Annotated in this window: 15 protein-coding genes and 1 pseudogene; 7 read left to right on the plus strand and 9 right to left on the minus strand. The window is 71.2% G+C overall.

The genetic code is table 11. From position 1 onward, the window contains the following. The first annotated feature begins 35 nt into the window (after positions 1-35). Entirely contained in the window at positions 36-713 is a 678-nt protein-coding gene (locus tag ACWPN8_RS34105) for a phosphatase PAP2 family protein (protein ID WP_109452438.1), read from the plus strand. Positions 714-809: 96 nt separating this feature from the next. Next, entirely contained in the window at positions 810-1,304 is a 495-nt protein-coding gene (locus tag ACWPN8_RS34110) for a hypothetical protein (protein WP_492243980.1), read from the plus strand. A gap of 49 nt (positions 1,305-1,353) precedes the next feature. Here the strand turns inward: ACWPN8_RS34110 and ACWPN8_RS34115 are convergent, their stop codons facing one another. The 4 genes from ACWPN8_RS34115 to exbB are packed head-to-tail and all read right to left on the minus strand — an operon-like array spanning position 1,354 to position 4,949. Beyond that, entirely contained in the window at positions 1,354-2,625 is a 1,272-nt protein-coding gene (locus tag ACWPN8_RS34115; protein WP_492243981.1) for a PepSY-associated TM helix domain-containing protein, read from the minus strand. 43 nt (positions 2,626-2,668) lie between these two features. Next, positions 2,669-3,538: an energy transducer TonB gene (locus ACWPN8_RS34120; RefSeq protein ID WP_492243982.1), complete on the minus strand. Its 870-nt coding sequence runs from the start codon at positions 3,536-3,538 to the stop codon at positions 2,669-2,671. Further along, positions 3,535-3,963, minus strand: a complete 429-nt coding sequence (exbD, locus tag ACWPN8_RS34125; protein ID WP_109096425.1) for a TonB system transport protein ExbD — start codon at positions 3,961-3,963, stop codon at positions 3,535-3,537. The genes ACWPN8_RS34120 and exbD overlap by 4 nt, the downstream gene beginning before the upstream one ends. Positions 3,964-3,968: 5 nt before the next feature. Then, positions 3,969-4,949 (minus strand): tonB-system energizer ExbB, encoded by a 981-nt coding sequence (exbB, locus tag ACWPN8_RS34130; protein ID WP_492243983.1) that lies wholly within the window; start codon positions 4,947-4,949, stop codon positions 3,969-3,971. A 371-nt stretch (positions 4,950-5,320) separates the two neighbouring features. Between exbB and ACWPN8_RS34135 the strand changes: the two genes are divergently transcribed. The 3 genes from ACWPN8_RS34135 to ACWPN8_RS34145 all read left to right on the plus strand — a co-directional run bounded on the left by ACWPN8_RS34135 (position 5,321) and on the right by ACWPN8_RS34145 (position 6,881). Further along, positions 5,321-5,575 carry a hypothetical protein gene (locus ACWPN8_RS34135; protein WP_109096424.1) on the plus strand — a complete coding sequence of 85 codons (255 nt, stop codon included), beginning with the start codon at positions 5,321-5,323 and terminating at the stop codon, positions 5,573-5,575. A 233-nt stretch (positions 5,576-5,808) separates the two neighbouring features. Continuing rightward, positions 5,809-6,423, plus strand: a complete 615-nt coding sequence (locus ACWPN8_RS34140; RefSeq protein WP_492243984.1) for an SDR family NAD(P)-dependent oxidoreductase — start codon at positions 5,809-5,811, stop codon at positions 6,421-6,423. After that, complete coding sequence (locus ACWPN8_RS34145) at positions 6,420-6,881, plus strand: nuclear transport factor 2 family protein (protein WP_492243985.1); 462 nt, start codon at positions 6,420-6,422, stop codon at positions 6,879-6,881. Before ACWPN8_RS34140 ends, ACWPN8_RS34145 begins: the two co-directional genes overlap by 4 nt. Here ACWPN8_RS34145 and ACWPN8_RS34150 read toward each other — a convergent pair. The 5 genes and pseudogenes from ACWPN8_RS34150 to ACWPN8_RS34170 form a co-directional block, all read right to left on the minus strand. Further along, positions 6,829-7,371 (minus strand): DUF3833 domain-containing protein, encoded by a 543-nt coding sequence (locus ACWPN8_RS34150; RefSeq protein WP_492243986.1) that lies wholly within the window; start codon positions 7,369-7,371, stop codon positions 6,829-6,831. The two genes, ACWPN8_RS34145 and ACWPN8_RS34150, sit on opposite strands and share 53 nt — an antisense overlap. A 16-nt stretch (positions 7,372-7,387) precedes the next feature. Continuing rightward, positions 7,388-8,662, minus strand: a complete 1,275-nt coding sequence (locus ACWPN8_RS34155) for a class I SAM-dependent methyltransferase (protein WP_492243987.1) — start codon at positions 8,660-8,662, stop codon at positions 7,388-7,390. After that, positions 8,659-9,303 carry a DUF1365 domain-containing protein gene (locus ACWPN8_RS34160; RefSeq protein WP_492244009.1) on the minus strand — a complete coding sequence of 215 codons (645 nt, stop codon included), beginning with the start codon at positions 9,301-9,303 and terminating at the stop codon, positions 8,659-8,661. The genes ACWPN8_RS34155 and ACWPN8_RS34160 overlap by 4 nt, the downstream gene beginning before the upstream one ends. 71 nt (positions 9,304-9,374) lie before the next feature. Next, positions 9,375-9,518, minus strand: a pseudogene (locus ACWPN8_RS34165) (DUF1365 family protein); the annotation flags it as partial. Continuing rightward, positions 9,518-10,924 (minus strand): NAD(P)/FAD-dependent oxidoreductase, encoded by a 1,407-nt coding sequence (locus ACWPN8_RS34170; RefSeq protein WP_492243988.1) that lies wholly within the window; start codon positions 10,922-10,924, stop codon positions 9,518-9,520. The pseudogene ACWPN8_RS34165 and the gene ACWPN8_RS34170, both read right to left, overlap by 1 nt. Before the next feature lie 222 nt (positions 10,925-11,146). Between ACWPN8_RS34170 and ACWPN8_RS34175 the strand changes: the two genes are divergently transcribed. Beyond that, a complete protein-coding gene (locus ACWPN8_RS34175) occupies positions 11,147-11,797 on the plus strand; it encodes a sigma-70 family RNA polymerase sigma factor (protein WP_492243989.1) in 651 nt (216 codons plus the stop codon). Further along, positions 11,794-12,537 (plus strand): ChrR family anti-sigma-E factor, encoded by a 744-nt coding sequence (locus tag ACWPN8_RS34180; RefSeq protein ID WP_109096417.1) that lies wholly within the window; start codon positions 11,794-11,796, stop codon positions 12,535-12,537. Before ACWPN8_RS34175 ends, ACWPN8_RS34180 begins: the two co-directional genes overlap by 4 nt. Positions 12,538-12,558 lie beyond the last annotated feature (21 nt).

The raw sequence follows: 12,558 nt of genomic DNA on the forward strand, positions 1-12,558 counted from the left end.
GGTTCTGGGCGAATCTGAGCCGGCACCGGCTGGGCATGCTCGTCAGCCTCTCGGTGATCGCCGGCCTGCTGTTCGGCTTCGTCGAACTGGCCGGCGAGGTGATGGAGGGCGAAACCACCGCCTTCGACAAGCGCATCCTGATGGCGCTGCGCGATCCGCTGAACCCCGACCAGCCCGGCGGCCCCTGGTGGCTGGCCCGGGTGGCGCGCGATATCACCTCGCTCGGCAGCACCACCATCCTCGCCATCCTGACCGTCGCCACGCTGGGTTTCCTGCTGCTGCTGCACAAGCGGGCGGCGGCCCTGCTGGTCCTGGTGTCGGTCGGCGGCGGCGGAATGCTCAGCACCGTGCTGAAGATGCTGTTCGACCGCGCCCGCCCCGATCTGGTGCCGCATGGCGACGAGGTGATCTCCGCCAGCTTCCCCAGCGGCCATGCCATGCAGTCGGCCGTCGTCTACCTGACGCTGGGCGCCCTGCTGACCCAGTTCGTCGAGGGCCGGCGCACCAAGGCCTATCTGCTGACCTGGGCGATGGTGCTGACCCTCATCATCGGGTCGAGCCGCGTCTATCTCGGCGTCCACTGGCCGACCGACGTGCTGGCGGGCTGGAGCGTCGGCGCCGCCTGGGCGGCCTTCTGCTGGATGATCGCCGAGTGGCTCCAGCGACGCGGAGCGGTGGAGCAGGACCGGCCGGAAGCCACCGCCGGGCGCTGATCCGGGTGCGCCGCACAAAAGGTTAACAAGCGGGTTGAATAAGCTCGCTTGCCGACCGATAGTGTCGGCCCTAACCCTTTTGGATCGGGCCGCACCATGCCCCAGGGCACTCTCGACCGCGAAACCCTCGAAGCCGTCGGCGTCCTCGCCCGCGCGGTGGAGCGCGAGCGGGTGCCCGGCGTCCTGGAATGCCGCCTGCTCGCCAACGCCCTGAAGCGGACGCTGGACAGCGGCCGGGAGAACGAGCTGACCGAGGCGTCGCGCGTGTTCCGCACGCTCGACGCCGAGTTGCGCGACCGCATCGTCGCCCGCGCCCGGGTGGAGGCGCAGCAGGCCCGCGTCCAGGCGAAGACGGCGGAGACCGCAGGCATCGATACCAGCCGTGATGTGGTGACGCAGGAGATCCCGGCATTGCCGGCCCGGATCGTTGCCGAACCGAAGGGCCGCGCCGGCACCAACTTCCTGGCGGCCCTGAACGGCCTGCGCCCGGCCGCCACCGCCGGCAGCCGCGGTGCCGCACGCGACCGCCTGCGTGCCGCCGTCGACTCCCAACGGCGGGTGGGCAAGCGGATGGAACCGACTTTGGATTGAGGGGCGGGGTTGAAGGGCGGACGGGCGCCGTCAGCGGGCGCCCCTCCCCTTACTCCGCGGCCGCCAGCGCTGCCACGCGCTCGGCGTTCTTGGCCCGGCGGGCCTTGCGCTTCAGCCACCACATCAGCGTGCCGGTGACGGCGAACAGCGGCGGCAGGATGCCGGACAGGAAGACCGCCCATTTCCACAGCGGCCCCAGCCCCTCGCCGGCATGCAGCGGGCGCTGCCACGCGATGACCGTCTCGCCGGCACTGTAGCCTGCCGGGTCGCGGATCTCGGCCACCTGCGCGGTCCAGGGATCGACGAACACCGTGGCGATGGGGGCGCCATGGGCCTGCCCGACCGGGGCGAGACCGATCCGGTACGCCTGATCCGGCCGCGCCGGCGGCGAGACGGAGCGCAGGGCCGCTCCCGGCATCGCGTCCTGCGCCAGGGCGACCGCGCGGTCGACGTCGATGGGGGTGGCGCCCTTCACCGGCTGGACCGTCACCGCGGCACGCAGGTCGCGGGCCGGCAGAAACGACGACACGCCGGCCCCCAGCGTCTGCGGGAAGGCGAGATAGACGCCGGAGAAGCTGACGATCACAAAGACCAGCAGCGACCAGATGCCGACCGCGCCGTGCAGGTCGCGGTGCAGGCGGACGCCGCGGGCGCCGGACTTGACGGTGAAGGCGGCCTTCCAGCGGCCCGGCCGCGGCCACCACAGAACGAGGCCGCTGACGCCCAGCACCAGCATCGCCACGCCCAGCCAGCCGACCAGTTCGCGGCCGCTGCGGTCGCGGATCAGCAGGTTGCCGTGCAGCATGTGGACCGTGCGCAGGAAGCCGCCGGACGCCTGCGCCGGGTTGGAACCGCCGCTCACCGCCAGCGACATCGGATCGATGCTGAGCATGCCGACCGGTCCCCCCTGCGGCGCCGGAGCGCCCTGGGGAGTGCCTTGCGGAGCACCCTGCGGCCTCTCCCCGCCCCGTTCGCCGCCCCTGTCACCGCCGCGCGCGGCGACGAGACGCACCGTGGCCGGGCGGCCCGGCTCTTCGGGCAGGACCAGGAAGCCCGGTTGCGTCCCGGCCGGTGCCGCGGCGCGGGCGGCGGCCAGGATGGCGGACACCGGCTGCATCAGCCCGTCGGCCGGCGCCCCGGACACTTCGCGGGCCGGCACGTCGCCGGCCAGGCTGCGCAGCTCCTCGTCCACCACCAGGATGGAGCCGGTGATGCCGAGGACGACCAGCGGCAGGCAGAGGACCAGACCGACCCACAGATGGATGTTCTGAAGCGTGCGATACCACAGGCGCTGGCTGCGCGGCTTGCTGGCGTTGGCCATGGAATGGGCTCTGACGGGAGGAGGCGGTTGGACGGGCAGCGGGTCAGCGGATGAAGAACTGGACCGGAACCACCAGCTCGATGCGGTCCTTCGCCATCTCCTCCGGCGGGGCCGGCAGTGGGGAGGCGCGGCGGACCATCTCCACCGTCTCCTCGTCCAGCGAGCTGACGCCGGAACTGCGGTCGAGCTGGACCGACAGGACGTTGCCCTCGCGGTCGATGGTGAAGCGGACCTGGGCGACACCTTCCTGCCGGCGGGCCTGGGCGGCGCGCGGGTAGCGCTTGTGCCGCTCCAGATGGCTCAGCAGCCGGCCCTGCCAGCTCGGCACCGCCCGGCTGGGCGCGGCCGACGGCGCCGGGGCCGCCGGGGCGGGCGCCTGGGCCGGTGCAGGCGGTGCAGCCACCGGGGCGGGCTGCACCGGCTGGACGACCGGACGCGGCGGCTTCGGCTTCTCCGGCTTGGGTTTTTCCGGTTGGGGCTTGGGCGCCTCCTTCTTCACCTCGGGCTTGGGCTTCGGCGGGTCGGGCGGCGGCTTGGGCAGCAAGACCTCCGGCTCGACCACGGGGGGCGGCTCGGGCGGCGGGGGCGGTTCCTCGACGACCGGTTCGGGCTCGGGTTCGGGCGGCGGCGGTTCGATCACCGGCTCCGGCATCGGTTCCGGCAAGGGGATATCGATGGCCGGCGTCGGTTCCGGCGGGGCCACCGGCAGCGGGGCGAGTTCCAGCAGCACGGCCGGCGGTTCGGCGTCGGACGGCATGATCGGCACATGCCAGGCGACCATCGCCACACCGGCCGCGGCATGGACGCCCAGCGCAACCATCAGGCTGCCGCCCCAGCGGAAGGCTCCCCGCCCCGGCCGTTCCCCGTCGCCAGCGGACCAGTCGGCGGGACCATGGTCGAAGGCCGCACTCATGGCGTCGGCGCCGATTCCAGCCCGACGAGGCCGATCTTCAGGTAGCCGGCGCCGCGCAGGCTGTTCATCACCTCGGTCAGGGCGCCGTAATCGACGGTCTTGTCGGCACGCAGGAAGACGCGCTGCGTCTTGTCGCCGTTGGTGGCGGCGTCCAGCGCCGCACCCAGCGCTTCCTTCGTCGTCGCGGTTTCGCCCAGCGACAGCGTCTTGTCGGCCTGGATGGTCAGGAACAGCGGCTTGTCCGGCCGCGGCGTCGGTGTCGCGGTGGAAGCGGGCAGATCAACCGGCACATCCACCGTCGCCAGCGGTGCCGCGACCATGAAGATGATCAGCAGGACGAGGACGACGTCGATGAAGGGCGTGACGTTGATCTCATGGGTTTCGGTCAGATCGTCTTCGTTGCCGGAGCCGAGGCGCGCACCCATCGCCGTTACTCCGCCGCACGGGAATTGCCGTGGGCCGGAACGGCATGGCCCGCCACGGCGTGGCCCTGCACCGCATGGGAGCGCGGCAGGGCATGGCGGTCGATGTCGCGGCTCAGCAGGCGCAGCACGGCAGCCGACGCGTCGGTCAGCTGCGCCTTGTGCCCGCCGATGGCGCGGCTGCAGGCGTTGTAGACCACCACCGCCGGGATGGCGGCGACGAGGCCGATGGCGGTCGCCAGCAGCGCCTCGGCGATGCCCGGGGCGACGACGGCGAGGTTGGTGGTCTGCGCCTTGGAGATGCCGATGAAGCTGGTCATGATGCCCCACACCGTGCCGAACAGCCCGATGAAGGGGCCGGTCGAGCCGATGGTGGCGAGGATGCCGGTGCCGCGCGCCATGCGCCGGCCGGCCGCCGCCTCGATCCGCTCCAGCCGCGAGGCGGCGCGGTCCATCAGCCCGTCACGCGACGGCGCATCGGCCGACATGTGGGTCTCCGCCAGCACCGCGCGGACCAGCGCGCCGGCGGTGCCCTGGCTGAAGCCGACCCGCTCCGCCGCCTGCGACAGCGACCGCGCCTCCTCCAGCATCTCCAGCGCCGCCCGCGCCTTGCGCTTGGCCGAGGTGACTTCCGCGGTCTTGGCGATGGCGATGGTCCAGGTGACAACCGAGGCGAGCGCCAGACCGACCATCACCGCCTGCACCACCGGGCTGGCCGTCACGAACATGCCCCAGGGCGACAGGTCGTGCGGCAGCGACGCCAGCGCCGCCGCGGCGTCCGGCACGCCCTGCGCCGCTCCCTGGGCCGCCCCCTGAGTTACCGTTGATGCCGCCCCTTGCGCCACACCCTGAACCACCCCCGGCCCGACCGCCGGCACGGCGGCGGCGGGCGCGGCAGCCTCCTGCGCCCGGACGGCGCCGGCCATCAGCGCCCCGGCGCCGGCAAGGGCGGCGGCCAGGACAGGACGGTGGCGAAACGATGTCGGCATGGCGGTCCAACTCCCACTCGGCGCGTGCCCCGCACGCGCACTGCAAAAAACCCGATGGCGCTCCGGAGCAATGGACCCGAAGCAGATACCCCACCGCGGTTATAGTGCGAATGAGTCGCACTCGCACTGAAAATCGACCGCGCCCAGCGGGGATTCAGTCGTTTTTTGTGGGAATTCGCCATCGTCGGACCATGCTTTTGTTGGCCTGGCGAACCATTCCGAAGCCACTGATGGCGGCCGCGACCGCTGAGTGCGAATAAGTCTCACTACCATTGTTCCGACCCGCTGTCGCGAAGAATCTCGACGCACCGCAACCTTCCGGCGCTCCCGCCGGTTGAACCGCCCATGGAACAGCGCCAGGGAGACGGCCGATGACCCGGGTTTCGGTGGTGGAGGAGAGGGGCAGCTTCCGTCTGGTGGCCGGCGACGGCCGCTTCGCGGTGGTGGAGGCGCGGGCGGGACAGGTGTTCGGCCTGCCGGACGATTCCGGCGGCGGCCGCGACGGTGCCGCGGACACGCCCGACGGCATGGCCTCGGTCGCCCATTGGACCGGAGAGGAGGAGGCCCGCGCCCTGATGCGCGACCTGTCGGAGCGCGGCGACCGGCTGGCCCGCCAACTCCGGTGATCCAGCGCAGCCTTGGGTGCGTACCGCGACGGCTAAACCGCGCGGAGCGCACGCCATGGACGGTACGGGCAGTGACATGAGCAACGGCACGGACGGGAGTTCGCAGGGCGTCACCTGGATCACCGGGGCCGGCAGCGGCATCGGCCGCGCGCTGGCGATCCACCTCGCCAATGCCGGGGCGCGGGTGGCGCTGTCCGCCCGCACCGTCGAGGATTCTGACGACGGCCATCCAGATGGTCCCCGACCGGATGCGCATGTTCCCGCTGGACGTGACCGACCGCAAGGCGACCGCGGCCACCGTCGCCGCCATCGAAAGCTGGATGGGGCCCATCGACCGGGCGGTGCTGAATGCCGGCACCCACAGCCCGATGTCGCTGGAGGATTTCTCCGCCGACACCGCCCGCCGGTTGATGGAGGTCAACTATATGGGTGTCGTCCATGGGCTGGAGGCGCTGCTGCCGCGAATGCGGGCGCGTGGGCGCGGACAGCTGGCGGTGGTGGCCTCGGTCGCCGGCTACCGCGGCCTGCCGACGGCGGCGGCCTACGGCCCGACCAAGGCGGCGCTGATCAACCTGTGCGAATCGCTGAAGCCCGACTGCGACCGTGCCGGGATCAGGCTTCAGCTGATCTGCCCCGGCTTCGTCGACACGCCGCTGACCGCCCGCAACAGCTTCCGCATGCCGGACCTGATGCCGGTCGAGGATGCGGCACGGGAACTCGCCGACGGGTTGGATGGCGACCGGTTCGAGATCGCCTTTCCCCGTCGCTTCACCCGCAAGCTGAAGCTGGCGCGCTGCCTGCCCTATCGGCTTTACTTCCCCCTGGTGCGCAAGGCGACGGGAGCATGACGGACGACGCCAGAAGCCAGGGGCTGGACGCCTGGGCCGACTTCTTCGAGCATCTGAGCCTCGACACGCTCGACCGGCTTGCCGCGCTGACGGTGCCGGAGGTGCGGTTCCGCGATCCCTTCAACGACGCCCGCGGGCGCGATGCGGTGCGCGCGGTGCTGGTCCACACGCTGAACGGCTGCCGCGACCTGCGCTTCACCGTCACCCACCGGCTGTATGCCGCCGATCTGGCGATCCTGCGCTGGCGGTTCGAGGCGACGGTGACCGGCATCGGCCGCATGGACGTCATCGGCACCAGCGAGGTGCGGCAGGCCTCCGACGGTCGGGTGGCCGAGCACATCGACCATTGGGACTCCGGCGAGAATGTCTATCTGCGCCTGCCGCTGCTGGGCGCGCCGCTGCGCCTCATTCGGCAGCGGCTGGGGGGACGGAAGCCTGGCGCGTCTCCGCCGGACTGACGGCGCCGGGCCGCCCCAACCGGCCTTCCGGCAGGAAGAACAGGCTGACCGTGCCGATCCACAGGCCCCAGCGATAGACGTTCGCGCGGTTGATCAGCGCATCGCCCGGCTGCAGCCACATCCAGTCGTCGAAGCGCACGCGCCAGCGGTCGTTGCCAACCTTCAGCGCCATCTCGTAGGTCCAGTTCAGCGCATTGCCGGCCGACCGCCCCACCGCCGTACCGATCACGTCGTCGGCCAGCCCCTCGTAATGGCCCTCAGCCGTCCTGGCGATGCGCCAGACCCGGCGCTCGGTCTCGCCGTCGGCATAGAGGAAGCGTTCGTCCAGCACCAGTTCCCGCCCATCCCACTCCCCGTCGATGGCAACGGTGAAGCTGCGGCGCAGGGTGCCGAAGCGGTCCTCGAACACCCCCCAGGCATGGGTGCGACCGGCGAAATACTGCTCGATCCGCAGTTCGGGCACGTTGGCGGCGAAATCCTCGATCTTCATCGCAAGGGTCCCCCGCTCACGGCCTGCGGAAACGCCAGAGCCCGACATCGATGGTTCCGGCGCGGAACCCGGCCTCGCAATAGGCGAGGTAGTAATCCCACAGCCGGCGGAACCGTTCGTCGAAGCCCAGCGCCGCCACCTGCTGCCCGGCCTCCAGGAAGCGCCGCCGCCACTCCGCGCAGGTCCGGGCATAGGAATCGCCGAAGGTCTCGACATGCTCCACCACCAGCCCGGCCCGCGCCGCTTCGGCCCGCAGGGCCGACGGGCAGGGCAGCAGACCACCGGGGAAGATGTGGCGCTGGATGAAATCGCAGTTGCGGCGGTAGGACGGGAAACGCGCGTCGTCGATGGTGATCGCCTGAACCACCGCCGCTCCGCCGGACACCAGCCGGTCGCGCAGCGTGGCGAAGTAGCGCGGCCAATGCTCCTCCCCCACCGCCTCGATCATCTCGATGGAAACGATGCGGTCGAAGCCGCCACCGGCATCCCGGTAATCCATCAGCCGCAGATCGACCCGGTCCGCCAGCCCGGCGCCCTCCATGCGGCCGCGGGCGAAGGCGAGCTGCTCCGCCGACAGGGTCAAGCCGGTGACCGAGGCGCCGAAACGGCCGGCCAGATGCTCCGCCATGCCGCCCCAGCCGCAGCCGATCTCCAGCACCCGGTCGCCGGGACGCAGTTGCAACAGCTCGGCGACGCGGGCGATCTTGGCGTCCTGCGCGTCCTCCAGGCTCTGGCCCTCCCGCCCGTAGAGGGCGGAGGAGTAGGTCATGCCGGGGTCGAGCCACAGCCGGTAGAAGTCGTTGCCCAAATCGTAATGGAAGGCGATGTTGCGGCGGCTGCCGCGGCGGGAATTGGCATGGCTGCGGTGGAAGAGGCGGTTGGCCAGCGCCGGCGCCAGGGTGCCCTTCAGCACATTTCTCTTTGACGCGCCGCCCAACTCCCCTTCGTTGCGGATCGCCAATTCGATCAGCGCCGGCAGGTCGCCGGTGCGCCACAGCCCGTCGCCGTAGGCCTCCGCCATGCCGATGCCGCCGCCCAGCAGCAGACGCCGCGCCGCCGTCCCATCCAGCAGGGTCAGGTCGGCCCGCGGCCCCTGGGCCGGATCGCCGACGCACATCGTCCGCCCGTCGGGCAGGCGCAGGGTCAGCTCGCCCCGGCGGATGCGGCCGGCCATCCTCGCCAGGGCGCCAGTCCACAAATCCCGTCCGGTCAACAGCCGCAGCCATCGGGGCTGCCGTCGGATCCCGCCCGCAGCGATGTCGGTTGCGATATCGGTAACAACGTCGGTCATGGGCGGAAAGCCTTCTCGGAAACGGTCAGGATGGCGCTGTTCACGATGGTGACGGGATGGGCGGGGGCCGGCGGGCGCGGGCGGATCGCCAGCCCCTTGCGCCACAGATGCAGCGCCTCCCAATGGATGCCGGCCACCACCTTGGCGGTCATCAGCGGATGGCGGGCCCAGGCGCGCAGGATGGCGCCGTCGGTCAGCTCCACCCGCCGGGCGGTCAGCGCGGCGTGCAGCACCGGACCCTCGGCATCGGTCTGGCGGATCGACACCGCCATCGGCTCCCCCGCCAGCCCGCCGGGCGGGCGGATGCGGAAGTGATAGGCGGTCTCCATCTCCATGAAGGGCGAGACGTAGAAGCCCTTGTCGCAGCGCTGGCGCACCAGCCCGTCCGGTCCGGCCGCGGCCGGGATCAGATAGGCGTGGCGCTGCCCGAAGGTGTTGGACACCTCGTGGATGATGGCGGCGAGCGACCCGTCGCGGCGATGGCAGAACCAGACACTGAGCGGGTTGAAGACGAAGCCCAGCATCCGCGGGAAGCAGAGCAGCCGGACCGGCCCTCCCCCCTCGATCCCGGCGGCGGCGAGCTGGCCCTCGGCCCAGCCCTTGAGGTCCTTAATCTCCCTCTCCCCGGGGGGAGAGGGGATTCATCACCCAACGGGCCGAAATCCTCATCATTAAAACCGAGCAGTCCGAAACGATTGTGGGCGAACAGCCGCAACTCACGGTCCAGCCGGGGAAGCTCGTCCAGATCGGCCAGCAGGCTGAACACCCGATAGGACAGCCGGTGCCGCACCGGTTTCACCCGGTGGTGCATCACGTTGCCGACATAGAGGCCGGAGGCGAAGGGCAGCCCCTCCATCACACCGCCTCCAGCGCGGCGGCACGCGGGCCCGGTACCGGCGCCGGTCCGACATGGATGCGGCCGGACTGGTTCGGCACCGTCCAGGGCCGGGACAGGCCGCCCAGGGCCTCCGCCACCGCAAGCCCGGCCTGTGCGCCGTCCTCGTGGAAGCCGGCGCCGAAATAGGAGCCGGCGAACCAGGTCCGCCGCTGACCTTGCAAACTCCACAGCTGTTTCTGCGCCGCCAGTGCCTCCATCCCGAAGATGGGATGGTCGTAGAGGACGCTGCGCAGGATGCTGCCCTCGCGCGGCGGGCGCAGCGGGTTCAGCGTGACGAACAGGTCGCGCTCCCGGGGCAGGAAGCCTTGCAGGCGGTTCATCCAGTAGCTGACGCAAACCGCGTCCGTCCCCTGACCATCGTCCCTCCGCTCGGCCAGATAATTCCAGCTCGACCACACCGCCCGGCGCTTCGGCATCAGAGAGGCGTCGCTGTGCAGGATGGCAAGGTTGCGCTCATAGCCGAAGGCACCCAGCAGCCGGCGCTCCTCCTCGCCGGCATCCTCCAGCAGGGCCAGCGCCTGATCGGCATGGGTGGCGATCACCGCATGGTCGTGGGCGCGCACCGCACCGCGGCGGTCGCGCACCAGCACACGGCCCCCCTCGCGGCCCCCCTCGCGGACGATGCCCTCCACCGCACAGTTCAGGCGCAGGGCGCCGGGCATGTCGGCCAGGATGCGCTCCACATAGCTGCGGCTGCCGCCCTCCACCGTGCGCCAGACCGGGCGGCCCTTGATCTTCAGCAGGCCGTGATTGTCGCAGAAGCGGATGAAGGCGGCGGCGGGATGGTCGCGCATCGACTGGGCCGGGGTCGACCAGATCGCGGCGGCCATGGGCAGCAGATGGTCGCGGACGAAGGCATCGGAATAGCCGCCGCGGTCCAGCACATCGCCCAGCGTCAGCGTCTCCGCCGCCGGGCCCTGCTGCAACTCCGCCAGCAGCCCCGGCGCCTCGCGGTAGAAGCGCAGCAGGTCGGACAGCATCCGCCAGAAGCGCGGGCGCAGCAGGTTGCGCTTCTGCGCGAACAGGGTGGCGAGGGAACTGCCGGCATATTCCACCCGCCCGCCGTCCAGCGAGGCGGAAAAGCTCATGTCCGTCGCCCGCGTCGCCACGCCCAGATGGTCGAACAGCGCCACCAGATTGGGATAGCAGGGCTCGTTGTAGACGATGAAGCCGGTGTCGACCGGACCGGCGCCATCCGCCTCGACCGTGTTGGCGTGGCCGCCCGGCCGGTCCTCCTTCTCGTAGAGGGTGACGCGGTGCGACTTCGACAGCAGCCACGCCGCCGACAGTCCGGCGATGCCGGAGCCGATGACGGCGATGTCGAGCGGGACCGGCGGGCTGGTCTCGGACGGAGAATGCGGCATGGGGCGGTCCTCTTTGGGGGACTTGGCGGTAACCGGCCAGGGTTTCGACGATATCCGGGGCCGCACTCTATCCGAATTGGGTAGGCTCGGCGTGTGATCGGGATACGGTGGACGGGCGCGGATGGATCATCGCGACGCTCGCGCTTTCCCGCCGCCCGGCCGAACGGAAAAAAGACAAGGGGCGGCAGTGATCCGAAGCGCAGGCGTCGGCGTAACTCCAGCATGATCGCCCCCCTCGCCACTCTTCTGACGCACGCCGCCGGAGCGGACCGGGCCAGGCCGGACCGGGCAAAAGCCGGGCTGGCGGCACGCGGCTGCGACGATCCGGCGGCAGCCCGGCTGTCCGCCGATCTGGTCGCGGTGGCCGCAGGTGACCGTCAGGCCTTCGCCCGGCTGTTCGCCCATTTCGCCCCACGGGTGAAGGCCTACATGCTGAAGCTGGGGATGCCGGCGCAGCGGGCGGAGGATCTGGCGCAGGACACCATGCTCTCGGTTTGGCGCAAGGCCCAGCTCTACGATCCGTCGAAGGCGGAGGCGGCCACCTGGGTCTTCACCATCGCGCGCAACCTGCGCATCGACGTGCTGCGCCGGGAACGGCATCCGGAGGTGTCCGACGACGAGTTGCTGGAGCATGAGGACGACCGCCCACCCGCCGACGAGCTGCTGGACGGCGACCGCCGCGCCCGCCGCCTGCGCGGTGCGTTGGCGGCGCTGACGCCGGAGCAGGCTGAGGTGGTTCGGCTGTCCTTCTTCGCCGACCTTGCCCATCCGGCCATCGCCGAACGGCTGGACGTGCCGCTGGGCACAGTGAAATCGCGCCTGCGTCTGGCCATGGCCAAGATCCGCAAGGCGTTGGGAGACGACGACCGATGACCGCCCACCACCCCGATGCCGCCCTGGCCCTGCTGCCGAACCACCATCCCAGCGATGCGTTGCTGGTGGCCTATGGCGCCGGCAGCCTGGGAGAGGGGCTGTCGCTGGCCGTGGCGGTCCATCTCGCCCATTGCCCCGACTGCCGCGCCACCCTGGCGGAGGTGGAGGCGCTGGGCGGCGCCCTGCTGGAGGATCTGCCGCCGGCTCCGCTGGAAAGCCTGTCGCTGGCCGCCACCCTGGACCGCCTGGACCGGGAGGAGGCGCCGGCCAACCCCTGCAAGGCCCTGCGCCTCAAGCCGTCCTTGGGCAAGCCGTCGCTGGGCAAGCCGAAAGCCGGCTCCGCGCCGCAACCGGCGATGGGGCTGCCCCGTCCGCTGCGCGCTTATGTCCCATCCCTGGACAGCCTGTCCTGGCAGCGTCTGGCCCCCGGCGTGCGGCGAGTGGAACTGCTGCCGCGCACGGCGTCCGGCGGCGCGGCGCAGCTTCTGCGCATCGCGCCGGGAACCGCCCTGCCCCACCACGGCCATGGCGGGCTGGAGCTGACCGTGGTTCTCAGCGGCCATTTCGCCGACGAACTCGGCCGCTACGGCCCCGGCGATCTGGCGGAGGTCGATGGCGACACCAACCACCAGCCCATCGCCGACAGCCACCGCGACTGCATCTGCCTGATCGCGACCGACGCGCCGCTGCGCTTCACCGGCCTGATGGGCCGGCTGATGCAGCCCTTCATCGGGCTTTAGGGGGCGGGCTTTAGGGGGCGG

It is taken from the genome of Azospirillum sp. UENF 112521 (genome assembly GCF_058780665.1).